This window comes from Blastococcus sp. SYSU DS0669 (assembly GCF_054050895.1).
Genome location: NZ_JBJHAE010000003.1, coordinates 120,148 through 141,696, shown reverse-complemented (window position 1 = coordinate 141,696; position 21,549 = coordinate 120,148). Strand labels below are relative to the sequence as shown.

General features: G+C 74.6%; 21 protein-coding genes and 1 tRNA gene. 7 read left to right on the top strand and 15 right to left on the bottom strand.

Annotated features, from left to right (window positions below; translation table 11 throughout):
- Window positions 1-153: 153 nt before the first annotated feature.
- From ACI792_RS05435 to ACI792_RS05380, 12 genes are read right to left on the bottom strand one after another with little or no spacing between them, the layout of a single operon-like run.
- Complete coding sequence (locus ACI792_RS05435; protein ID WP_456601679.1) at window positions 154-630, bottom strand: nucleoside deaminase; 477 nt, start codon at window positions 628-630, stop codon at window positions 154-156.
- Window positions 627-3,269, bottom strand: a complete 2,643-nt coding sequence (locus ACI792_RS05430) for a molybdopterin-dependent oxidoreductase (RefSeq protein ID WP_456601678.1) — start codon at window positions 3,267-3,269, stop codon at window positions 627-629. The genes ACI792_RS05435 and ACI792_RS05430 overlap by 4 nt, the downstream gene beginning before the upstream one ends.
- Window positions 3,266-4,075, bottom strand: a complete 810-nt coding sequence (locus ACI792_RS05425; RefSeq protein ID WP_456601677.1) for an FAD binding domain-containing protein — start codon at window positions 4,073-4,075, stop codon at window positions 3,266-3,268. Before ACI792_RS05425 ends, ACI792_RS05430 begins: the two co-directional genes overlap by 4 nt.
- Window positions 4,066-4,890: a MurR/RpiR family transcriptional regulator gene (locus ACI792_RS05420; protein WP_456601676.1), complete on the bottom strand. Its 825-nt coding sequence runs from the start codon at window positions 4,888-4,890 to the stop codon at window positions 4,066-4,068. The genes ACI792_RS05425 and ACI792_RS05420 overlap by 10 nt, the downstream gene beginning before the upstream one ends.
- On the bottom strand, window positions 4,887-6,128 hold the full coding sequence (locus ACI792_RS05415; RefSeq protein WP_456601675.1) for an allantoate amidohydrolase: 1,242 nt from the start codon (window positions 6,126-6,128) through the stop codon (window positions 4,887-4,889). The genes ACI792_RS05420 and ACI792_RS05415 overlap by 4 nt, the downstream gene beginning before the upstream one ends.
- Window positions 6,125-7,345: a pyridoxal-phosphate-dependent aminotransferase family protein gene (locus tag ACI792_RS05410; RefSeq protein ID WP_456601674.1), complete on the bottom strand. Its 1,221-nt coding sequence runs from the start codon at window positions 7,343-7,345 to the stop codon at window positions 6,125-6,127. Before ACI792_RS05410 ends, ACI792_RS05415 begins: the two co-directional genes overlap by 4 nt.
- Window positions 7,345-8,685: an allantoinase AllB gene (gene allB / locus ACI792_RS05405; protein ID WP_456601673.1), complete on the bottom strand. Its 1,341-nt coding sequence runs from the start codon at window positions 8,683-8,685 to the stop codon at window positions 7,345-7,347. The genes ACI792_RS05410 and allB overlap by 1 nt, the downstream gene beginning before the upstream one ends.
- Window positions 8,682-9,578 carry a factor-independent urate hydroxylase gene (pucL, locus tag ACI792_RS05400; RefSeq protein ID WP_456601672.1) on the bottom strand — a complete coding sequence of 299 codons (897 nt, stop codon included), beginning with the start codon at window positions 9,576-9,578 and terminating at the stop codon, window positions 8,682-8,684. The genes allB and pucL overlap by 4 nt, the downstream gene beginning before the upstream one ends.
- Window positions 9,578-9,892, bottom strand: coding sequence for a hydroxyisourate hydrolase (gene uraH, locus ACI792_RS05395; RefSeq protein ID WP_456601671.1), 315 nt, complete (start codon window positions 9,890-9,892; stop codon window positions 9,578-9,580). The genes pucL and uraH overlap by 1 nt, the downstream gene beginning before the upstream one ends.
- On the bottom strand, window positions 9,889-10,386 hold the full coding sequence (gene uraD, locus ACI792_RS05390; RefSeq protein ID WP_456601670.1) for a 2-oxo-4-hydroxy-4-carboxy-5-ureidoimidazoline decarboxylase: 498 nt from the start codon (window positions 10,384-10,386) through the stop codon (window positions 9,889-9,891). The genes uraH and uraD overlap by 4 nt, the downstream gene beginning before the upstream one ends.
- Before the next feature lie 45 nt (window positions 10,387-10,431).
- Window positions 10,432-11,952: an AtzH-like domain-containing protein gene (locus ACI792_RS05385; protein ID WP_456601669.1), complete on the bottom strand. Its 1,521-nt coding sequence runs from the start codon at window positions 11,950-11,952 to the stop codon at window positions 10,432-10,434.
- A complete protein-coding gene (locus tag ACI792_RS05380; RefSeq protein ID WP_456601668.1) occupies window positions 11,949-13,019 on the bottom strand; it encodes an acetamidase/formamidase family protein in 1,071 nt (356 codons plus the stop codon). Before ACI792_RS05380 ends, ACI792_RS05385 begins: the two co-directional genes overlap by 4 nt.
- Window positions 13,020-13,212: 193 nt before the next feature.
- On the opposite strand from ACI792_RS05380, the gene ACI792_RS05375 reads away from it, so the two are divergent.
- Genes ACI792_RS05375 through ACI792_RS05365 form a run of 3 tightly spaced genes read left to right on the top strand, consistent with a single transcriptional unit; the run spans window position 13,213 to window position 15,832 of the window.
- Window positions 13,213-14,208: an ABC transporter substrate-binding protein gene (locus tag ACI792_RS05375; RefSeq protein WP_456601667.1), complete on the top strand. Its 996-nt coding sequence runs from the start codon at window positions 13,213-13,215 to the stop codon at window positions 14,206-14,208.
- Window positions 14,205-15,035, top strand: coding sequence for an ABC transporter permease (locus tag ACI792_RS05370; RefSeq protein WP_456601666.1), 831 nt, complete (start codon window positions 14,205-14,207; stop codon window positions 15,033-15,035). Before ACI792_RS05375 ends, ACI792_RS05370 begins: the two co-directional genes overlap by 4 nt.
- Window positions 15,032-15,832 carry an ABC transporter ATP-binding protein gene (locus ACI792_RS05365; protein ID WP_456601665.1) on the top strand — a complete coding sequence of 267 codons (801 nt, stop codon included), beginning with the start codon at window positions 15,032-15,034 and terminating at the stop codon, window positions 15,830-15,832. Before ACI792_RS05370 ends, ACI792_RS05365 begins: the two co-directional genes overlap by 4 nt.
- A gap of 107 nt (window positions 15,833-15,939) precedes the next feature.
- Here the strand turns inward: ACI792_RS05365 and ACI792_RS05360 are convergent.
- Window positions 15,940-16,027 (bottom strand) — tRNA-Leu (locus ACI792_RS05360).
- A gap of 57 nt (window positions 16,028-16,084) precedes the next feature.
- Window positions 16,085-17,113 carry a GGDEF domain-containing protein gene (locus tag ACI792_RS05355; protein WP_456601800.1) on the bottom strand — a complete coding sequence of 343 codons (1,029 nt, stop codon included), beginning with the start codon at window positions 17,111-17,113 and terminating at the stop codon, window positions 16,085-16,087.
- Window positions 17,114-17,209: 96 nt separating this feature from the next.
- Between ACI792_RS05355 and ACI792_RS05350 the strand changes: the two genes are divergently transcribed.
- Genes ACI792_RS05350 through ACI792_RS05340 form a run of 3 tightly spaced genes read left to right on the top strand, consistent with a single transcriptional unit; the run spans window position 17,210 to window position 19,849 of the window.
- The gene (locus ACI792_RS05350; RefSeq protein ID WP_456601664.1) at window positions 17,210-18,535 is read left to right on the top strand and encodes a M20/M25/M40 family metallo-hydrolase; all 1,326 of its coding nucleotides are present in this window, start codon (window positions 17,210-17,212) and stop codon (window positions 18,533-18,535) included.
- 19 nt (window positions 18,536-18,554) lie between these two features.
- Entirely contained in the window at window positions 18,555-19,364 is an 810-nt protein-coding gene (locus ACI792_RS05345) for an SDR family oxidoreductase (protein WP_456601663.1), read from the top strand.
- 38 nt (window positions 19,365-19,402) lie between these two features.
- Entirely contained in the window at window positions 19,403-19,849 is a 447-nt protein-coding gene (locus tag ACI792_RS05340) for an SRPBCC family protein (RefSeq protein WP_456601662.1), read from the top strand.
- On the opposite strand, the gene ACI792_RS05335 is transcribed toward ACI792_RS05340, so the two are convergent.
- Window positions 19,850-20,422: a class I SAM-dependent methyltransferase gene (locus ACI792_RS05335; RefSeq protein ID WP_456601661.1), complete on the bottom strand. Its 573-nt coding sequence runs from the start codon at window positions 20,420-20,422 to the stop codon at window positions 19,850-19,852.
- Between the two features lie 167 nt (window positions 20,423-20,589).
- Here ACI792_RS05335 and ACI792_RS05330 point away from each other — a divergent pair, with 167 nt between their 5' ends.
- Window positions 20,590-21,501 carry an NADPH:quinone oxidoreductase family protein gene (locus tag ACI792_RS05330; protein ID WP_456601660.1) on the top strand — a complete coding sequence of 304 codons (912 nt, stop codon included), beginning with the start codon at window positions 20,590-20,592 and terminating at the stop codon, window positions 21,499-21,501.
- Window positions 21,502-21,549: the final 48 nt, after the last annotated feature.

Genomic DNA, 21,549 nt, shown 5'->3' with positions numbered 1-21,549 from the left:
AGGGGCGGGTTCTTCTCGACGGCGGAGCGGTTCCCCGGCCCCGTCGTCGTCCGTGCGGGACGCTAGGAGCGGTGGGTTTCGGCCCAGGTGGAGCAGCGTTTCGGCGGCGTAAAAGAAACTCCCATCCCGGCCTGGAACGGTCGTTCCGCCGGGTCAGTAGTCGACGCGCACCGGGTTGTCCCGCCAGGCCGCGAACGGCGTGACCGCGGTGCCCAGCCGCAGCTCGTGCACGGCGGTCGGCCAGGAGAGCGGGGCCGCGGTGAGCAGGTCGTAGAAGGCCCGGTCGTCGAAGCCGCCGTCGGCCGCGTCGTGGCGGTTCGCCGCGAACACCACGCGGTCCAGCCGCGCCCACAGCGCGGAGGTCGCGCACATAGGGCACGGCTCGCACGAGGTGTACAGCGTGCACCCGGCGAGGGAGAAGACGCCGAGCTCCCGGCAGGCCGCGCGGATCGCGCTGACCTCGGCGTGGGCGGTGGGGTCCAGGTCGCGGGTCACCCGGTTGACGCCGATCGCGACGACCTCGTCGCCACGGACGACGACCGCCCCGAAGGGGCCGCCGCCGGCGGCCACGTTGGCGGTGGCGAGGTCGACGGCCTGCTGCAGCCACGTCTCGTCGGCAGCGGACGTCATGGGGTGCCTCCTCGGGTCAGGCGCCAGATGCGGTCCCTGCTCATCGGCAGGTCGTGGGGGCGGACGCCGAGGGCGTCGCGCACGGCGTTGGCGATCGCGGGTGCGACCGGGTTGTAGGGGGCCTCGCTCATCGACTTGGCGCCGTGCGGGCCCAGGGCGTCGACGGTGTCCGCGACCAGGACCCGCGTCGTCGGCACGTCGCCCAGCTGCGGGGTGCGGTAGGTGCGAAAGCCGCGCGTGCGCACGTCGCCGTCCACGACGACGACCTCCTCCTGCAACGCGGAACCGACCGCCTGCGCCACCCCGCCCTCCACCTGGCCGCGCAGCTGCTCGGGGTTGAGCACCACCCCGGCGTCCACGGCCTGCACCGAGTCCAGGACGCGCACCTCGCCGGTGGCCGGGTGCACCGCGACCCGGACGGCGTGGACGTTGAAGGCCACCGAGCGCCGGCCGCCGTCGCAGGTGCCGGTGGCCACGACGGGGCCCTCCGTCCGGCGCAGGGCGGGGAGCCCGCCGAGGGCGTCCAGCCGGTGGCGCACCTCGGCCGCGGCGCGCTGAACGGCCAGTCCGGCGACCACCGACCCGGTGGATCCGAAGGCGCCGGAGTCGTAGCCGGAGGTGGCGGTGTCGGAGGCGATCAGCCGGACGCGGTCGGGGTCCAGCCCCAGGGCCTGGGCAACGAGCTGGGTGTGCACGGTCGCCGTTCCGTTGCCGAACTCGGCCGTGCCGACCGCGACCGTCGCGGTGCCGTCGGTCGAGAGGGCGATCCGCGCGTGCGAGTGGTGCCCGCGCGGCGGGATGGTGGCGATCATGGCCAGCGCCATGCCCTCGCCGATCGCCCAGCCCTCGGCGGGCGGGACGACCGGGCGGGTGTCGGCCAGCGCTGCCTCGGCGAGGTCCAGGCACTGGTCCAGGCCGTAGCTGCCGAACTCCAGGTCGGTCGTGGGCGGACCGTTGACGACCAGCGGGTCGCCGGGCACCACCACGTTGCGGCGCCGCAGGTCGAACGGGGTGATCCCGACCTCGCGGGCCAGCTCGTCCAGCGCCGACTCGATCGCGAAGACCACCTGGCCCAGCCCGTAGCCGCGGAAGGCACCGCTGGGCGGGTTGTTCGTGTAGACGGCCTCGGCGTCGACCCGCTTGGCCGGGCAGCGGTAGACGGCCACCGATTCGTGGACGCCGTGGAACATGACCCCGGGCCCGTGGTTGCCGTATGCCCCGGTGTCGCTGAGCACCTCGACCCGCATCGCGGTGAGCCGTCCTTCCGCGTCGGCCCCGAGCTCCACGGTCACCCGCATCGGGTGGCGCAGCGGGATCGCGGTGAACTGCTCCTCGCGGGTCATCTCCAGCTGCACCGGCCGCCGGTCGCCGCGCTCGGCGAGCCGCAGCGCCGCCAGCGCCACGACGTCCTCGACGAGGAGTTCCTGCTTGCCGCCGAAGCCGCCCCCCACCCGGGCCGCGACCACCCGCACCCGGTCCGGTGCGTGGCCGAGCACCCGGGCCAGTTCGTCGCGGACGAGGAACGGCACCTGGGTGCTGGTGCGGACGACGAGGGTGCCGTCGTCGTCGACCCAGGCCCGGGCGCCGTGCGTCTCCAGGGCGGCGTGGGCGACCCGGCCGCTGGTCCACGTGCCCCGCACGGTGTGCGCGGCGGTCCGGAGCCCGGTCGCGACATCGCCGACCTCGCCGTGCGTGGCGGCCACGACGTTGCGGGCCGGGTCGGCGATCCGGGAAGCGGCGGCGTCCTTGTCGCCGTGCAGCAGCGGAGCACCGGGGGCGCGCGACGCCTCGGGGTCGAAGACGGCCGGCAGGACTTCGTACCGCACGTCGACCAGGGCGGCGGCGCGTTGCGCGGCGGCGGCGGACTCTGCTACGACCGCCACGACCCGTTGCCCCCGGAACCGCACGACCTCGTCCAGCAGGCGGGTGTCGTCGGGGTCGTCCAGCCGGTTCTCGTGCCGGGCGGTCGAGTACAGGACGTCCGGGGAGTCGGCCGGCGTCAGCACCAGCACGACGCCGGGCACCTCCTCCGCGGCGCTGCGGTCGACCGCGACGACGCGGGCGTGCGCGTGCGGCGAGCGGACCAGGGCCACGTGCAGCACCCCGGTGTCCGGCAGGTCGAGGGTGAAGGCCTCGCGGCCGGTGACCACCCGCGGTCCGGCCGGGGCGGCGACCGAGCAGCCGACGCCGCCCCCGGCCGTCACGTTGACCGTCCCCGCGAGGGCGTCCCGGATCGAGCGGTAGCCGGTGCAGCGGCACAGGTTCCCCTTGAAGGCCCGCTCCGGCTCGGCCACCTGCACGGTGCCGTCGGCGTCGGCCAGCGCCGTCGCGGTCACCACCCACCCGGGCGTGCAGAACCCGCACTGGAACGCGCCGGCCTCGACGAAGCGGCGCTGCACCGGTGACAGCTCCCCAGGCGTCCCGAGCCCGGCCGCCGTCGTCACCGCCCGGCCGGCGGCGCGGGCCGCCGGGGTGATGCAGGAGTGCACGGGCACGCCGTCCAGCAGGACGGTGCACGCGCCGCAGTCACCGGAGTCGCAGCCCTTCTTCACCGCCGTCCCCCCGCAGGCGCGGATCCAGCTGCGCAGGCACTGCCCGGGCGCCGGCGCGCCGGGCACCTCGTCCCCGTCGAGGATCATGCGGCTCCCTCCACCAGCTCGGCGTGCACCTCGGCCGCGAGCCGTACCGTCTGGGCGGCCCGCCAGTCGGCGGCACCGTGCGGATCGGCGAACCACCCCGTGGCGTCGCAGGCGGCGGCGACCGCGTCGCGCACCGCCGCCGCGGTCTCGGTGGGCGGCAGCGCCAGCACCACCGGCCGGGGCACCGAGGCGGTCACGGTGAGCACGACCGAGTCGGCGCTCCGCCGCCCGATCACCAGGGCGGCGGAACGGCCGTAGGTGGTCAGCGCCGCCCTGCGCAGGGCGCTGGCCTGCCGCAGCGCGGGCCCGGGCAGCTCCACCGAGCGGAGCACCTCGCCGGGCCGCAGGTCGACGACGCCTGCGTCGAGCACGAAGTCCGCCACCGGTGCTCGCCGCTCGGCGCCGTCGGGCGTCCACACGACGACGTCACCGGCCAGCGCGGCGGTCAGCGCGATCATGGCGCCGGCCGGCAGGCCCAGGCACAGGTTGCCGCCCACGGTCGCGGCCGACTGCACCTTGAACGACATCAGCAGGGCGTCGGCGCACTGCTCCGCCAGCGCGGGGGAGGGCCACGGTGCCGAGCGGGCCTGCTGCACCGTGCAGGTGGCGGCCAGCCGCAGGCCGCCGCCCGGCAGCGGCTCCCAGGGCTCCCACTCCATCGCCGTGAGGTCGACCAGGCCGGTGACCTCCGGCTGCGGCTCCGAGAACAGCCACGTCCCGCCGGCGAGCAACCGCTCACCCGGGCGCAGCCGCAGACCCTCCCGGTCGTGCGCGCCGCGGTAGGTCTCCACGTGGGTCAGGTCCATTCCTCCACCTCGCCCAGCCGTGAGTAGGTGTCGCTGATCGCCGAGATCCGGTCGCGACCGGCGCGGCCCACGCGGGCGAGGACGCCGTCGGCGAGCACCGCGACCACGCTCATCGCGGCGGCGTAGGAGTCGTAGGCGAGCGTTCCCTGCACCGGGCAGGGCAGCCACACCCGCGCGGCACCCGAGTGGCCGGCGGCGGTCGGGTCGCCCAGGAGGACGACGTCGGCGCCGGTCGACGCGGCGGTGGCGAGGAAACCGGCGAACCCGGCCGGCCGGCGGCGGAAGCCGACGGCCAGCACGACGTCGCCACGGCCCAGGTCGGCGAGCTCCTCACCCAGCACCTGACCCGGCACGGGCGCCAGGTGCACCCGGGGCCGGGCCTGCACCAGCTGCTCGCGCAGGTGCAGGGCCACCGGGTGGCTGTTGCGCCAGCCGACGACCAGCACCTGGCGGGCGTCGGCGAGCACCGCCACGGCCTCGGCCACCGCCGGCTCCAGCACCGCGGTGGCGACGGCGTCGGCCTCGCAGGAGGCGTGCGCGGCCAGGTCCGGGGTCCCGCCCACCCGCCGCGGCTCGCCGGCGGTGCGCAGCGACCGGAGGTGGTCACGGACCTCGTCGAAGTCGCTGAAGCCGAGCGAGCGGAACAGCCGGCTCATCGTCGCCTTGGAGACCCCGGCCAGGGCGGCCAGCTCGGCGGCGCGGTAGGTGGCCAGGTCGTCAAGGTGGTCCAGCAGGGTCTCGGCGGCCCGCCGTTCCTGGGAGGTCAGCGCCGGGTGGCAGCGAGCGATCCGCTCGTCGATCCGGAGCCCGGTCACGTCCGCGCCTCGACCTCGGCGGCCACCCGGAGCACCGCCGCCTCGAACGCGTCCAGCCCGCGCGCGACGTCGACCTCGCGGACGTCCTCGTCGGGGGCATGGCTGATCCCGTCCGCGCAACGGAGGAACAGCATGCCGACGTCGGTGACCGCCGCCATCGCCATCGCGTCGTGCCCGGCCCGGCTCCACAGCCCCATCGGCTGGTCCGCTCCGCGGTCGTCGGTCGCGCCGATGCCCTCGACCACCGCTTGCTGCAGCCAGGCGGCGCAGGGCACGGCGGGGGCGCGGTGGTTCTCGACGACCTCCAGCCGGAGGCCCCGGCGTGCGCAGATGCCGTCGATCTCGGCGTGCAGCGCGTCCCACATCCCGTCGCGCTCGGCGTCGGTCGCGGCGCGCAGGTCGAGGGTGAGGTCGGCGCGGCCGGGGACGACGTTGACCGCGCCCGGCTGCACCTCCAGCCGGCCGACGGTGGCGATGCAGCCGGAGGCCCGCGCCAGCCGCTCGACGGCGACCACCGCCTCGCCCGCGCCGACCAGCGCGTCGCGGCGGCGCTCGTACGGAGTCCCGCCGGCGTGCCGGGCCTCGCCCAGCACCGCGAGCCGGAACCGGCGCGCGCCGGCGATCGTGGTGACGTAGCCCAGCGACCGGTCGGCCGCCTCGAGGCAGGGGCCCTGCTCGATGTGCGCCTCCAGGTAGCCGACCAGCTCCTCCGGCGCCCGGGCGGCCGCGCCGATCCGCGCCGGGTCGAGCCCGAAGTCGACGAAGGCCCGGTGCAGCGACACGCCCCCGGCGTCGCGCAGCTCCCACCACGCCGGGTCCCAGGTGCCGGCCACGGCCCGGCTGCCGAGCAGCGCGGTGCCGAAGCGGGCACCCTCCTCGTCCCCGAAACCCACCACCTCCAGGGCGAACGGGAGATCGGCGTCGCGGAGCCGCTCGGCCACCGCCACGGCCATGACCACGCCGAGCATCCCGTCGTAGCTGCCGGCGTCGGGCACGGTGTCCAGGTGCGACCCGAGCACCAGGGCCGGCAGCCCCGGGGCCCGTCCCTCGCGTCGGCCCCACTGGTTGCCCGCCGGGTCCTGCCACGGGGTCAGCCCAGCGGCCGCCATCCACGACGCGGTCAGCCGGTTGGCCGCCGCGTGCTGCGGCGTGAGGTGGAGGCGCTCGAGGCGGTCGGGGGAGGCGGAGAGGCGGTCCAGCTCGGCGCAGCGGGCCAGCACGGTGGCTGCGGTGGTCATCCTGCGTACACCTCGCGGGCGGCACCCACACCGCCGCCGGCGGGCACCGCCGCCCCGCAGCCGCGCAGCACCTGCTCGAGCGCGGCCAGCGTGGTGAGGACGGCGTCGCGCCGGGCGTTGTAGCCCATCGTGCCGATCCGCCAGACCCGCCCGTGCAGGGGGCCGAACGAGGTGCCGATCTCGATGCCGAAGTCCTCGAGCAGGGCGGCGCGCACGGTGTCCGCTGCGACGCCGTCGGGGACGTGCACCGCGACGACGTTGCTCATCCTGTGCGCCGGGTCGCCGAAGACCTCCAGGCCCAGGCCGCGGACGCCGGCGAGCATCGCCCGCCCGTGCAGTTCGTGCCGGGCGACCGCGGCGTCGAGACCCTCCTCGACCAGCAGCCGGGCGCACTCCCGCGCGGCGTAGAGCATCGAGCTGGCCTCGGTGTGGTGGTTGAGCCGGCGCGGGCCCCAGTACGCCATCACCTGGGCCAGGTCGAGGTAGTTGCTGGCGATGCGGGTGCCCCGGTCGGTGTCACCGTCGTCGCGGATGCCGGCCTCCACGTGCGTGCGGGCCTCGATCAGCTCGACCGCCCGCGGCGAGAGGGTGATCGGCGCGCTGCCCGGCGGGCCGCCGAGGCACTTCTGCAGGCCGGCGGTGGCGACGTCGACCCCCCAGGCGTCGGCCTCGAAGGTGTTGCCGCCGAGAGAGGCGGTGGCGTCGCAGTAGAGGAGGACGCCGTGCCGGCGGCAGATCTCCCCGATGTCGGCGAGCGGCTGGCACATCGTGGTCGAGGTGTCGCCGTGGACGACGGCGACGAGCTTCGGCCGGACCCGCAGCACCGCCTCCTCCACCACCTCCGCCGGTACCACCTCGCCCCAGGGCACCTCGACGGTGTGCACGGCGGCACCGCAGCGCTCGGCGATCTCGCGCAGCAGGGCGCCGAACCGCCCGAAGACCGGCACGAGGACCCGGTCCCCAGGCTCCAGCAGCGAGACCAGCGCCGCCTCGATGCCGGCGCGGGAGGTGCCGTCGACGAGGAGGGTCTGCTCGTTGGCGGTGCGGAACACCTCGCGGTAGAGGGCCATCGTCTCGTTCATGGTCGCGGTCATGAACGGGTCGAACTGCCCGACCAGCTGGGCGGACATCGCGCGCAGGACCCGGGGGTCGACGGTGATCGGCCCGGGGCCCATGAGCAGCCGTGGGGGGACGTCGAGACCGGCGGTGGCGACCATCAGGCGGTCCTCCTGAGCTGCCGGCCCCACCCGTGGTCGGGCCGGTCGGGGTCGACCACGGAACCGCGCACGAGGGTGCGGGTGACACGGCCGGGGAAGGTGAGCCCGTCGTAGGCCGAGATGGGGTTGCGGTGCGCCAGCCGCTCGGCGGCGACGGCGGTCTCCTGAAAGGGGTCGTAGACCACCAAGTCGGCATCGGCGCCGACCGCGATCCGGCCCTTGGCGCCGAACCCGACGAGGTCGGCGGTGTTCCGGGACATCCAGCGGCTGACCGTCGCCACGTCGATGCCGCGCCGGGCGGCCTCGGCGGCGACGGCGGTGAACCCGACCTGCAGCCCCGAGACGCCGCCCCAGGCCTGCTGGAGGTCGCCGTCACCCCGGGTCTTCTCCTCGGCCGTCGCGGGGGAGTGGTCGCTGACGACGCAGTCGAGGACCCCCTCGGCGAGCGCCGCCCAGAGCTCGTCGCGGTTGCCGGCGTCGCGGATCGGCGGGCAGCACTTGAACTCGGGCGCGGCGTCCGGGATCTGCTCGGCGCTGAGGACGAGGTAGTGCGGGCAGGTCTCGACGGTGACCGCCAGGCCCTCGTCGCGGGCGTCGCGGAGCAGGGGGAGCGCCCGCGCGCTGGAGAGGTGCAGCACGTGCACCCGGGCGCCGGTCTCCCGGGCGCCGTCGAGCACCTGCCGGATCGCCCCGGTCTCGGCCTCGTCGGGCCGGCTGAGCAGGAAGTCGGCGTACGCCCGGCTCGGGCGGGCGGGTGCGGCGTCCAGGACGGCGGGGTCCTCGGCGTGCACCACGACCAGCCCGCCGAACCCGGCGACGGTCCGTAGCGCGCGGCGGAAGCCGGCAGGGTCCAGCGGCGGGAACTCGGCGACGCCGCTGGGGGAGAGGAAGCACTTGAAGCCGACCACGCCCGCGTCCCACAGCGGTTCCAGGTCGCGCTCGTTGCCCGGCACCGCGCCACCCCAGAACGCCACGTCGACCGCGAGCCGGCTGCGCGCCGCGTCCTGCTTGCGCCGGAGGTGCTCGACCGTGGTCGTCGGCGGGATCGAGTTCAGCGGCATGTCGACCACCGTCGTGACGCCACCGAGAGCGGCGGCCAGCGTGGCGGTGGAGAACCCCTCCCAGTGGGTCCGGCCCGGCTCGTTGACGTGCACGTGCGTGTCCACCGCGCCGGGGAGCAGGTAGGCGGTGTCCGGCACGTCCGGGGGGAGATCGGTGTCGTAGGGCTCGATCCCGGCGATCCGGCCGCCGGCGATGCGCACGGTGGCGGGCCGGACGTCGTCGCCGATGAGCACCCGCCGCGCGCGCAGCGTCGAGCCGGCCGTCGGGGCGGCGTTCACGCGAAGGCCGGCACGGCGGTCCAGGCGCGGGGCTCGGCGGGGACGCCGGCGCGCTGGAGGGTGGCCTGGATCAGCCCGTAGGGCCGGTCGGCCGCGACGAACACCTCACCGCCGTTGGTCAGCCCGAAGGGGCCGAGGTCGACCTCGAAGTGGTGCTTGTTCGGGCAGCTGATACGGATCTCGGCGACCTCCGGGACGGCGTCCATCGCGGCGGAGCCCATGGCGTGGATGGTCTGCTGCAGCGCCAGGCTGTGGGTCGCGGCGAACGCCTCCACCAGCGCGGCGCGGACGGTGGCGTGGGCGGCGTCCCAGTCCGGTGGGGGCTCCGCGTACCGCCACCAGGCGGTGACGCTGGTGGCGAGGATCCGGTCGGTGGTCTCGGCGAGCGTGGTGAACCGGTCGCGCGGGAACCCGGAGAACTCGCTGCCGGTGCTCTTGAGCAGGGTCAGCCCGGTGAGCCCGCCGAGCACGAACGTCTCGTCGCCGTCGGTCTGCACCACCGCGGTGCGCACCTCGCCGCCGTGGCGCGCGAAGGAGTGGCCCGCCCCCGGCGTGCCGGCACCGATGCGGTCCCAGGCGTGGTGCTCGGCGGTCATCTGCGTGCCGGCCACCCACGGCTGGGCCCGCCAGTGGCCGGCCAGCAGGAGGAGGAACGCCTCGGGCGAGGCCACACCGTGCTCCTTGGCGAGCGCGTAGACGGTGTTCTTCTGCGTGTCCGTGGCATGCACGTGCGCGTTGTCGCCGTCGGTGTACGCGTCGCCGAAGTCGCCGCGCAGCTGGGTGGTGACGGTGAGGTCGGCGATGCCGTGCTGCGGCGCCCCCCGCTGGAGGCGGACCAGCCGGACCTCTGCCTTGCCGTACTGGTGCGAACCGAGCACGTACGAGCTGCCCATCAGGACCCCCGGTAGGTGGTGTAGGAGAACGGGCTCAGGAGCAGCGCGACGTGGTGGTGCTCGCCCTCGACCATCGCGAAGGTCACCGTCACGACGGGGTAGAAGGTGGCGCGTCGCCGGCCGGCGAACCAGGCGCCGGTCTCGAACTGCACGGTGTGCACGCCCGCCGGCAGGTCGGCGTCCACCCGGGCGCGCCCGTCGTCGTCGGTCCGGCCCGGCCGGGTGCTGCCGTCGGGCAGGGTGAGGAGCAGGTCCATCCCGGCGGCCGGGCGGCCGAGCGCGGCGTCGAGGACGTGGGTGCTGAACGAGCTCACGGGCTCACCAGCCCCTCCAGCCGGAGCAGGGCAATCTCCGCCAGCTGCGACCGGGTCACCGAGAACTCCGTCGCGGGGTCGTTGGCCAAGCGCTGCTCGAGCAGGTCCAGCAGCTCCGGCCCGCTGCGCCCTGCGGCGCGGACGAGGTAGATCCGCCCGAAGCGCTCCTCGTACCGCCGGTTGCCCTCGGCCAGCCGCCGCCGCAGCAGCTCGTCCGCCGGGTCCACGCCGGCCTGCTCCCGGCCGGCCAGCGCGGCGGACGGGCCGCTGCCGGCCGGTTGCTCACCGATGCGGGGGTGGTCGGCCAGAGCGGCATCGACCTCGGCGTCGGTCCAGGAGGCGGTTCCCTCCCGGGCGGCGGCGAGGAGGGCGTCCACCGAGCCGTAGGGACGCCCGCCGGCGACGGCCGCCACGAACGAGGGGATGTCGGCGCAGCGCCGCAGCAGCGCCGCGGCCTCCCCGGCTGCGAGGGCGTCGAACTCGGCGATGCGCACCGGGCGAACGTAGGAAACGGTGGTTTCAGCCGCGTTGCGTCCGTTTCAGCGTTGTGTGTACTCGACGACGAGGTCGAGCAGGTCGCGGTCGCGCCCGGCTCCGGCCACCAGGCAGACGCCGGCGGGAAGCCCCTCGGGGGTGCGGACGGGGATGCTGACGGCGGGCAGCCCGGCGATCCCGGCCAGGCAGGTGAGCCGCATGGTGGCGTTGCGGTCCTCGAGGGTGGCGCCGGTCGAGATCGACGGGGCCACCGAGGGCGCGCTCGGCAGGGCCAGCACGCGGTCGCCGACGAGCTCCCGCACCCGGACGCGGGCACCGTCCAGCACCGCGCGCGCCCGCTCGGCGGCGGCCTCGTCGACGCGCGAGGCGGTCTCGAAGCGGGAGCGCACGTCGTCGCCCAGCACGTCGAGGTTCCCGTCGAGCCACGCGCCGTGCGCGCGCCATGCCTGGAACGCCTGCCAGGTCTGGAACGCGGTGCGCCACTCGTCGAGCTCGTCGAGCCGCACGTCGAGGGCCTTCCCGCCGGCCGTGGCCGTCCAGGCCCGCACGGCCGCCGCGACGTCGGGCTGCGCGCAGCCGACGAGCTGGTCGACGACGACGAGCTCGGTGCTGCCCCCCGGGGATCCCGGCGGCAGCAGCACGTCGCCGACCGTGCGCAGCAGCTCCGGGGACCGGGTCAGCCAGCCCACCGCGTCGAACTCCGGCGCCAGCGGTACCAGGCCGGTCCGGTCGACGGCTCCGTGGGTCGTCCGGATGCCGAACAATCCCTGGTAGGCGGCCGGCACGCGGATAGACCCGCCGGTGTCGGTGCCCAGGCCGATGGTGGCGTGGCCGAGGGCGACCGCGCTGGCGCTGCCGCTGGAGGAGCCACCTGGGATGCGGTGCGGGGCCCGCGGGTTCGGTGGTGTGCCGTAGTGGGGGTTCGTACCGGCCAGGGAGTAGGCGAGCTCGTCGGTGCGGGCGATCCCGCGCACGGCCGCGCCGGCGGCCAGCAGCGCGTCGACGGCGGCGGCGTGCCGGAGTTCCGGGCGGGCGCCCGCCAGCCACGCCGGGTTGCCCGCGCCGACGGGGTGACCGGCCACCGCGTAGAGGTCCTTGACCGCGACGGTCTGCCCGGTCAGCGGGCCGGTCCCCGTCGGCCGGACGAGCGGGTCGCCGACGACGCGCCAGACCCGGCTGTCCAGGGCGGGGGGCGCCACCGAGACGTGCGCGGCGGTGACCCGCCAGCCCCCGTGCTCCGGCACCCCGGGGGTCCTGCGCCACAGCTGCGTCTGCAGTCCGCGCCCGCCGCGGGCGAGCTCGGTCACCGCCACGACGAGGGCGGAGTCGGCGTCGATCACCTGCACGTGCGTCTCGGTGACCGTGCGCCGGGGCGCGCCGCCGCGGCGCGCCCGGAAGGCGACGATCCGCTCGTGCCCGACCAGCACGCCGTCGGCGTCGGCCCGCAGCGTCTCCGGCCCGGGGGCGAACAGCCGGTCCAGGACGGCGACGTCGTCGGCCATGAGCGCGGCCTCGTAGGCGGCGACCGCCTCGAGCAGCCCGGGTGGCGTCCCGGCGTCGGTCATGCGAAGTCGGCCTTCCGGATCGTGGCGTGCACGCCCTTGACGACGTCGACCACCTGGCTGATCCGGAAGTCGGTCGCGGCGGAGAGGTACGCGTAGGCCAGCCGCGGGTCCATCCCGAACCGCGCCTGCAGGAGCGCGATCGCGGCACGCACGCAGTTCTGCACGGCGGTGTCGAGGTCCTCGTCCAGCCCGGTGGGCACCAGGTGGTCGGTGGTCTCGGCGAGCGGGCCGGCCAGCTCCCCGAACCGCCGCACCGCCTCCTCCCGGGCGAGGACGTCCAGCCGCAGCGTCGCGCGGAGACTGCCCTCCAGGGCGGTCAGGCTCACCTCCCCGTCGCCCTGCGCGAAGTGCGGGTCCCCGACGTAGGCGAGCGCGCCGTCGACCTGGACCGGCAGGTAGAGGGTGCTGCCGGCCGTCAGCAGGGCGATGTCGATGTTGCCGCCGTGGCGGCCGGGCGGCACCGAGTGCGGTCGCTCGCCGCCGAGCACCGCGACGCCCATGATGCCGAGGAAGGGGTGCAGCGGGAACCGCGCCCTGCGCTCACCGCCCGGAGTCAGCGGCAGCGAGGCGTGCGCTCCGTCGGCGTCCACGCCGGCGAAGGCGCTGAAGACGGGCAGGTCCTCGCCGGGGTACTCGCCGGGCAGGGCGCCCCGGCCGTGCCGGTTGGAGATGACGCCGTAGGGGACCCGCGGCGTGGCGTCCAGCAGGGTGATCGCCAGCAGGTCGCCGACGCGGGCCCCCTCGACGGCGACCGGCCGGCTGACGACGTGCGGCCCGTCGACCCCGAACCGGTGCGGGTCGTCGCTCTTCGCCAGGGCGACGGCGTCCTCGAGCACCTCGGCGACGCCGTGCCGGCCGAAGTACGTCACGGGATCGCGACCCTGGTCCTCCAGGATCCCCTCGTGGCTCACGGTGTCGACGGTGATCTCGGTGCCGGCGGTGACGGTGAGCACCGGGGAGTCCGCCGCGCACGGCAGCCGGCCCCACAGCACGGCGTCCGGGGTGGCGGGGAGGTACGTGCCGGCGGCGATCGGGCCGCTCCCCGGCTGGAGCACTGGAATGATCACCGGCGGAAAGCTACGGAACCGACGTTTCAGCCGTGTTCCGCCGGCGCGGCCCACCGGTGCTCCCCGCGCGCCCGTCCCGGTGCAGGCTGCACGACGTCGGCATGCGACGAGGAGCACACCCGGCCGAGCGCGTGATCCCGGCGGGAAATGTCCGCGCTACGACCCCGCAACACGTGCCCACGAGCATCGGCCCATGCCAACTGCGTCCCTGTCCTCCTCCTTCCTGCGCCGATCCATCGGCGCCCTCGCGCCGCTCGCCCTGGTGACGGCGATGGCCGGCTGCACGTCGACGGGCGCCAGCACGGAGGAGAGCGGCGAAACACAGGTCGTCCAGGTGGGGACCCTGCGGGGTCAACCGCACTTCTACGCGCCGTACCTCTACGCCGAGCACGCCGAGGGCGACGTCGAGTTCGAGGTCGTCGCGCTCGAGACCGCGCCGGCACTCAACGACGCGCTCGCCAGCGGGTCCGTGGACATCGCCGTCGGCAGCATCACGGCGACGATCGCCGGCGCAGCGGCCGGCCGCGACGTGCAGATCGTCGCCGCTGCTGCGGACGGCGGCAGCGGCATCGTGGGCACCCCGGAGATCCAGTCCGTGCGCGACCTGGTCGGCAAGCGGTTGGGCTACCTCGAGTCCAGCTCCCAGCTGGTCGCCCTGCGGCTCATCCTGGAGCGCGAGGGCGTGGACGTCGAGGACGTGGAGCTGGTGTCGCTCAGCGCCCCCGAGTTCTTCAACGCCTTCAACACCGGCCAGATCGATGCCTTCGCCGCACCCGAGATCGGCGTGTCCCTCGCGCTCGGTGCCGGCGGCCAGGTCATCGCCGACCCCTACTCGACCGAGATCGGCCGGCTCAACATCGCGCTGCTCACCACCGGGGGGCTCATCGAGGAGAACCCCGAGCTCGTGAAGGCCGTGGTGGACACCCACGCCGCGACCACCGCCTACATGGCGGAGAACCAGGACGAGTGGCTCCCGGAGATGATCGGGGAGTACGGCGGCGACCAGGCGATTCTCGAGAGCGCGCTGGAGAACTTCTGGCTCCGCGCCGACCTCTCGCCGACCTACGAGGAGCAGATCGGCAACCTCGCCGCCCAGATGGCCCGTCTCGGGATGATCCAGGAGGCCCCGGCGCTCGAGGACGTCGTGGACGCGTCCTTCGCGTCACGCGACGAGCCGGCAGGGTTGTGAGCTCCCCGACGACCGGACGGTCGGCCGCGGCGGGCCGGGCGGCACTGGGGTTCGGCGTTCTCGTCGGCATCGTCGGTCTGTGGCACCTCGGTGTCCGCGGGCAGTGGGTCCTCGTCTTCGACATCAAGATGGCGTTCCTGCCCGAGCCGGCCCGGGTCGCCCGCCTGCTGTGGGACTTCGCGTTCGGCGGGGTCTTCGACGACGCCTTCAGCGGCACCCTGTGGCAGCACCTGTGGGCCAGCACCGGCCGGGTCCTCGCCGGTTTCGGCCTGGCCGCGGCGCTGGCGATCCCGCTCGGCGTGCTGATGGGTCGCTACCGGCTGGTGCACGCGGCGTTCGACCCGGCGGTGAACCTTTTCCGCCCCATCCCGGCGACCGCCTGGGTGCCGCTGATCCTGCTGATCATCGGTTTCGGCAGCCAGGCGACGATCTTCCTGATCACCTTGTCGGCCTTCTTCCCGATCCTCCTCAACACCGTGGCCGCGGTCCGGGAGGTGCCACCCCGGCTGGTCGAGGCGGCGCAGATGCTGGGCACCTCGCGCGCCAACGTGCTGCTCAAGGTGGTCGTTCCGGCGTCGACCCCCGGCATCGTCAGCGGGCTGCGGATCGGGTTGGGTCTCGCCTGGGTCATCCTCGTGCTCGGCGAGAGCAACGGCATCGAGTGGGGCCTGGGCAGCATGATCACGCTGGCCCGCGAACAGGTCCGCACCGACCGCGTCGTCGTCGGGATGATCGTCATCGGGCTCGCCGGCTTCCTTTCCGACCGCATCCTGCTGCACGGTCTGCGCGGGATCTTCCGCCGACGTCCCCTGGTGAGGTCCACATGAGCGTGTCCGACCTGTCCCGTCTCACCCGGCACACCGACGGGGGTCGGGTGCTCGTCGACGACCTCGGGAAGCGCTACGGCGGGGCCGCAGGCGTGGACGCCGTCGCCGGGGTCACCCTCGACATCGCGCCGGGGGAGTTCGTCGCCATCGTCGGCGCGAGCGGCTGCGGGAAGAGCACCCTGCTGCGCATCCTCGCCGGTTTCGAGGCACCCACCAGCGGGACGGTCGAGGTGGGCGGCCGCCCGGTCACGCGCCCCGGCCCGGACCGGGGGGTGGTGTTCCAGGACTACGGGCTGTTCCCCTGGCTGACCGTGGCGGAGAACGTCCGCTTCGGGCTGCGGCAGCGGGGGACACCTCGCCGCCGGGCGGGCCAGATCGCCGACGCGTTCATCGAGGTGGTCGGCCTGACCCGCTTCGCCGACCGCTTCCCGGGGGAGCTCTCGGGCGGCATGCAGCAGCGCGTGGCGATCGCGCGGGTGCTCGCCAACGACCCGGCTGTGCTGCTGATGGACGAGCCGTTCGGTGCCCTCGACGCCCTCACGCGGACGCAGATGCAGCAGGAGTTGCGCCGGCTGTACCGCGAGGCGGGGACGACCGTGGTCTTCGTGACCCACTCCATCGAGGAGGCGGTGTACCTGGCCGATCGGGTGGTGGTGATGACCGGGGGCGCCGCCAAGGGGGTGCCGGGGCACATCACCGAGGTCTTCCCGGTTCTGCTGGGCGATGACCGGGACGTGAACGCGGCGGACTTCAACGCCCTCGAACGCGCCATATCCGAACGGGTCCACGCCGGCTGACCGATCCGAGCTCGCGCGCCCGGTCCTCGCCCGGAACAACCACCCGCCAGCCCCGAAGGAGCGATGTTGTCCCGGGACACCGATGTAGGTGTCTCGGGACATCGAGCTGGTGTCCGAGGGGGGACTTGAACCCCCACGCCCGATAAAGGGCACTAGCACCTCAAGCTAGCGCGTCTGCCATTCCGCCACCCGGACGAGTGCGAGCAGAAGACTACCTGACCGCCGGCGCCGGATCACGCACCCCCCGGCGGCTCAGCCGGCGGCCAGCGCCACCCGCCCGCGACCGGCCCGCTTGGCGTCGTAGAGCGCCGCGTCGGCCGACGTGTACAGCCCCCGCCGGTCGCGCGAGTGCCGCGGCAGGTGAGCCACCCCGAGGCTGATCGACAGCGAGAGCAGCGAGTCGTCGGGGAGCACGAAAGGCTCGGCCCGGACCGCCTCCAGCAGGTCCGCGGCGCGCCGGGCGGCGGCCTCCCGGTCGCACCCCGGCAGCAGCACGGCCAACTCGTCGCCGCCCAGCCGGGAGAGCACCGCGTCGTCGCTCCGGATGCGGCTGCGCAGCACCCCGGCCAGGTGCACCAGCACGTCGTCGCCGACCGGGTGGCCGTACGTGTCGTTGATCGTCTTGAACGAGTCGACGTCGATGAGCACCAGGGCGGTGCCGCCGGGCACGGGCCGGTCGAGCGCGGCCTCCAGCGCCTCGTCGAAGGCCCGCCGCGTGGCCAGCCCGGTCAGGGAGTCGACGGTGAGCTGGCGCTGCAGCGCATCCACCAGCACCTCCTGCGTCCGGTTGGCGCGCACGAGGAGGCTGGCCATGGCCACGAGCAGGGCGCCGACGAAGACGAAGTCGGCCAGCGCGGCGGCGGGTGGCAGCAGGACGAGCAGGGTGAGCAGCTCGGCGGCGAGCGCGACGGCGGTCACCACCACCACCGCCGGGGTCCGCAGGTGCACGGCCGTCCAGAGCACCGGGAAGGCGTAGAACGCCTGCGCCCCAGCCGACGTGTCCGCGGTGAGCAGGTTGAGCGAACCGGTGAGCAGGACGCCGGCCAGGCCCAACCCGAGGAACCCGTTCCACCGGTCGATCCGCTCGGGGGGCAGGACGCGGCAGGCCACCGCGGTGCCCAGCAGGGCGGCGAGGCCCACCCAGTGGACGACCGCCGCCGCCGCGCCGCCGCCCGACTCGTAGAAGGCCGGCAGGACGAACAGGACCGCCGCGCTGACCAGCAGCAGGACCGCGGCGTTGGCGGCGGCGGCCTGCGGGTCACGGGCGCCGAACGGGCGCATCGTCCTCACGGATGGTCCATCGGCCGCAGGTTTCGGACGGCGGAGTACCGCATCACCCGCCGGGGTGAGCCCCGCCGGGGTGGCACGATCGCGGTCATGGCCGACACCCCCGCCCCGCTGGCCGGCGCCCAGGCCGAGGTGGCCGAGCTGCTCAGCGACCTCATCCGGATCGACACCACCAACACCGGCAGCACGGCCACCAGCGCGGGGGAGCGGGCCGCCGCGGAGTGGGTCGCCGGCAAGCTCGACGAGGTCGGCATCGCCTCGGTCATCCACGAATCCGAGCCCGGCCGGGCCAGCCTGGTCGCCCGCATCCCGGGCGCCGACCGCAGCCGCCCCGCGCTCCTGGTGCACGGTCACCTCGACGTCGTCCCCGCCGACCCGGCGGAGTGGAGCGTGCACCCCTTCTCCGGCGAGGAGCGCGACGGCTACATCTGGGGCCGCGGCGCGGTCGACATGAAGGACATGGACGCCATGGTGCTGGCGCTCGTGCGCGACTGGGCCCGCACCGGCGTCCAGCCGCCGCGCGACATCGTGCTGGCCTTCGTCGCCGACGAGGAGGCCGGCGGCAAGCTCGGCGCGCACTTCCTCGTCGACGAGCACCCCGACCTTCTCGAGGGGTGCACCGAGGCGATCAGCGAGGTCGGCGGCTTCAGCATCACCGTCCGGGACGACCTGCGCCTCTACCTGGTGCAGACCGCGGAGAAGGGGCTGGCCTGGATGCGGCTCACCGCCGCCGGCAAGCCCGGTCACGGCTCGATGCTGCACGAGGACAACGCCGTCACCCGGCTCTGCGAGGCCGTCGCCCGCATCGGCGGCCACCGCTTCCCGCTCACGCTCACCCCGCCGATGCGCCAGTTCATCGCCGCGGTGGAGGACGCGTACGGCATCGAGATCGACCTGGCCGAGCCCGAGCTGGCGCTGGCCCGGCTCGGCAGCATCAGCCGGATGATCGGCGCGGCCCTGCGCAACACGGCCAACCCCACGATGCTCGATGCCGGCTACAAGGCCAACGTCATCCCCGGCACCGCGAGCGCCACCGTCGACGGGCGCTTCCTCTACGGCCAGGAGGAGGAGTTCGAGCGGCAGCTCGCCACGCTGATCGGCGAGGGCGTGCAGCGCGAGTGGCTGGTGCACGACCAGGCGGTGGAGACGACGTTCGACGGGCCGCTGGTCGACCAGATGGTCGCCGCGCTGAAGGCCGAGGACGGCGGCGCCCGGCCGGTGCCGTTCACCATGAGCGGCGGCACCGACGCCAAGAGCTTCCAACGCCTGGGCATGCGCTGCTTCGGCTTCTCGCCGCTGCGGCTGCCGCCGGAGCTGGACTTCGCCTCCCTGTTCCACGGCATCGACGAGCGGGTGCCCGTGGAGTCGCTGCGCTTCGGTGTCCGGGTGCTGGACCGGTTCCTGCGCAACGCCTGAGCCGTGGTGTGATGCCGGGGTGACCTCCACCACTCCCGCACCCCGCCCCGGTTCCGTCGCCCTCATCACCGGAGGGACGGGCGGCTTCGGCCGCGCCCTCGCCACGAAGCTGCGCGAGCGCGAGGTCACCGTCGTCCTCGCCGACCTCGACAGCGAGCGCAACCGCCAGGTCGCGGCCGACCTGGGCTGCGAGTTCGCCGTCCTCGACGTCACCGACCGCGCCGCCAACGAGGAGCTCGTCGCCCGCATCGAGGGCGACCACGGCCGCCTCGACGCCGCCTACCTCAACGCCGGCATCTCGGCGGCCAAGAGCGACGACGCCCTCGACCTGGACGAGTTCATGCGCGTCGTCGACATCGACCTGTTCGGCGTCGTCTACGGCGTCGCCGCGGCCCGCCCGGCGATCAAGCGGGCCGGGGGAGGGGCGATCGTCGTCACCGCGTCGCTGGCCGGGCTCTCGCCGATGGCCACCGACCCCGGCTACAGCGTCGCCAAGGGCGGGGCCATCGCCTTCGTGCGCTCGATGGCCCCGCGCCTGGCCGCCGAGGGGACGACGATCTCCGCGATCTGCCCCGGCTTCGCCGACACGGCGATCATCGACCGCATCCGCGACCAGTTCACCGCCGCGGGCTTCCCGGTGCTCACCGCCGACGAGGTCGCCGACGCGATGATCATGGCGTGGGGGCAGGCCGAGCCGGGAGCGGCCTACGTCATCCAGCCGGGCGTGGGCACGGTGCCCTACAAGTTCAAGGGCGTCCCCAGCGCCAAGACGGCGACCGGCGAGACCGCCGTCGTCCCGGAGGCGCTGCGCCCGCCGTCGATGCGGTAGGACGTCGAGGAACGCCCCGACGTGCTGGAGGCAACCCGATGAAGCACCGGATCCACAGCGAGATCGAGATCGCGGCCTCGCCGGGCACGGTGTGGGCGCATCTCACCGACCTGGCGTCCTACGTCGAGTGGAACCCCTTCATCCCCAGTGCCGCCGGCACCGCCGAGGTGGGGGCGCGGCTGTCGATGCGGTTGCAGCCGCCCGGCGGCCGTCCCCTGCCGATCAAGCCGCAGGTCACCGAGGTCGTGCCGGGGGAGGTGTTCGAGTGGCTGGGGCACCTCGGCGTCCCAGGGGTGTTCGACGGTCGGCACCGCTTCGAGCTGACCGGCGTGCCGTCGGGCACCCGGCTGGTCCAGAGCGAATCCTTCCGCGGCCTGCTGGTGCGCCCGCTGAAGGGCTTCCTCGACGGTGCCACGCTCGCCGGGTTCGAGGCGATGAACGCCGCGTTGGCCCGCCGTTCGGAACAGGGCCGGACGGGGCCCTGATCAGCTCTCGACCGGGTCGGTGCAGGCGAACAGGAAGGCCGGCGGGACGTTCCACGGGGTGACCCGCCAGCGCACCGCGGTGAACCGCTTCCGCAGCTCCGGCAGCAGCAGCGGTGAGTACTGGATGACCACGGTCGTGCCGCCCGGCGCCATCGACCGGGGGACGACGTCCAGGATCCGCCGCCGGAGCCCCGGCTCGAGCGAGGTGTAGGGCAGCGCGGAGACGACGACGTCGGCGCGCGCGTCGCCCAGGTGGGCGGCGAGGTTCTCCGCGGAGTCGCACACCACCTGCACCCGCGGGTCGTCGAACCGCTCGTCGAGGAGCTTGGCCAGCCGCGGGTCGATCTCCATCGTGATCAGCCGCGCGCCGGGGCGCAGCCGGGCCAGGATCTCCTGGGTCTGCGCCCCGGTGCCCGCCCCGAGCTCGACGACCAGGTCGGCGGCCGGCACGTCGGCCATGTCAAGCATGTCGCGGACCGCGGCGCGCGAGGTCGGCAGGACGGCGCCCACCTGCCGGGGGTGGGCCAGGAACGCGCCCAGGAAGCGCAGCCGGTCGGTCACGTGCTCGATCATGGGTTCCCCTCCTGAGGCCGCCCGGGAGGGCGACCACCGCTGCGCACCCTGGCACGGCGGGGCCGCCGGGGCCAAGCGGCCCCCGTGACGACGGTCACCGGTCGTCTGGCAAGGTCGGGCCCATGCGTGCATGGCGGGTACACGAACTCGGTGATCCCTCGAAGGTCATGAGCCTCGACGAGGTCGACCGGCCCACACCGGGCGAGGGCCAGGTGCTGGTCAAGGTGCGGGCGGCGGCCCTGAACTTCCCCGACGTGCTGATGGCCATGGGCATGTACCAGGAGAAGCCGCCGCTGCCCTACACGCCCGGCGTGGAGCTGTGCGGCGAGATCGTCGAGACCGGCCAGCGGGTCATCGGCTCGCCGGCCGGTGGGCCCGGCGCCTTCGCCGAATACGCCCTCATGGACGCCGCGGCCGCCTTCCCCGTGCCCGAGGGCATGACCGACGAGAAGGCCGCCTCGCTCTACCTGACCTACCAGACCGGCTACGTCGGCCTGCACCGCCGCGCGCACCTGCAGGCGGGCGAGACGCTGCTCGTCCACGCCGGCGCCGGTGGCGTGGGCACCGCCGCGATCCAGCTGGGCAAGGCCGCCGGAGCGACCGTCATCGCCACCGCGGGCGGGGCGCGCAAGACCGAGGTGTGCACGCAGCTCGGCGCCGACCACGTCATCGACTACACGACCGAGGACTTCGTCCCCATCGTCAAGGAGCTGACCGGCGGCCGCGGCGCCGACGTCGTCTACGACCCGGTGGGCGGCGACGTCTTCGACAAGTCGCGCAAGTGCATCGCCTTCGAGGGGCGGCTGGTCGTCGTCGGGTTCACCAGCGGGCGCATCCCCGACGCACCGGCCAACCACATGCTGGTGAAGAACTACAGCGTCGTCGGGCTGCACTGGGGGCTGTACCGCAAGCACGACCCCTCCGTGTTCACCCAGACCCACGAGCAGCTGGTCCGGCTCTTCGGAGAGGGCAAGGTCGACCCGCTGGTCGGCGAGGTCCTGCCGCTGGACCAGGCCCCGCAGGCGCTGCTCAAGCTCGCCTCCCGCGACACCGTCGGCAAGGTCGTGCTCGTTCCCTGAGCCGGCCGGGCGGGGACCGGGCCTGGCCCGCCACTGCTGAGCGGCGCG

Excerpts from the sequence above, each read along its gene's own strand:
- ACI792_RS05435 (WP_456601679.1), bottom strand. The coding sequence starts at position 630 with ATGACGTCCGCTGCCGACGAGACGTGGCTGCAGCAGGCCGTCGACCTC.
- ACI792_RS05430 (WP_456601678.1), bottom strand. The coding sequence starts at position 3,269 with ATGATCCTCGACGGGGACGAGGTGCCCGGCGCGCCGGCGCCCGGGCAG.
- ACI792_RS05425 (WP_456601677.1), bottom strand. The coding sequence starts at position 4,075 with ATGGACCTGACCCACGTGGAGACCTACCGCGGCGCGCACGACCGGGAG.
- ACI792_RS05415 (WP_456601675.1), bottom strand. The coding sequence starts at position 6,128 with ATGACCACCGCAGCCACCGTGCTGGCCCGCTGCGCCGAGCTGGACCGC.
- ACI792_RS05410 (WP_456601674.1), bottom strand. The coding sequence starts at position 7,345 with ATGGTCGCCACCGCCGGTCTCGACGTCCCCCCACGGCTGCTCATGGGC.
- pucL (WP_456601672.1), bottom strand. The coding sequence starts at position 9,578 with ATGGGCAGCTCGTACGTGCTCGGTTCGCACCAGTACGGCAAGGCAGAG.
- ACI792_RS05385 (WP_456601669.1), bottom strand. The coding sequence starts at position 11,952 with ATGACCGACGCCGGGACGCCACCCGGGCTGCTCGAGGCGGTCGCCGCC.
- ACI792_RS05375 (WP_456601667.1), top strand. The coding sequence starts at position 13,213 with ATGCCAACTGCGTCCCTGTCCTCCTCCTTCCTGCGCCGATCCATCGGC.
- ACI792_RS05365 (WP_456601665.1), top strand. The coding sequence starts at position 15,032 with ATGAGCGTGTCCGACCTGTCCCGTCTCACCCGGCACACCGACGGGGGT.
- ACI792_RS05355 (WP_456601800.1), bottom strand. The coding sequence starts at position 17,113 with ATGCGCCCGTTCGGCGCCCGTGACCCGCAGGCCGCCGCCGCCAACGCC.
- ACI792_RS05350 (WP_456601664.1), top strand. The coding sequence starts at position 17,210 with ATGGCCGACACCCCCGCCCCGCTGGCCGGCGCCCAGGCCGAGGTGGCC.
- ACI792_RS05340 (WP_456601662.1), top strand. The coding sequence starts at position 19,403 with ATGAAGCACCGGATCCACAGCGAGATCGAGATCGCGGCCTCGCCGGGC.
- ACI792_RS05335 (WP_456601661.1), bottom strand. The coding sequence starts at position 20,422 with ATGATCGAGCACGTGACCGACCGGCTGCGCTTCCTGGGCGCGTTCCTG.
- ACI792_RS05330 (WP_456601660.1), top strand. The coding sequence starts at position 20,590 with ATGAGCCTCGACGAGGTCGACCGGCCCACACCGGGCGAGGGCCAGGTG.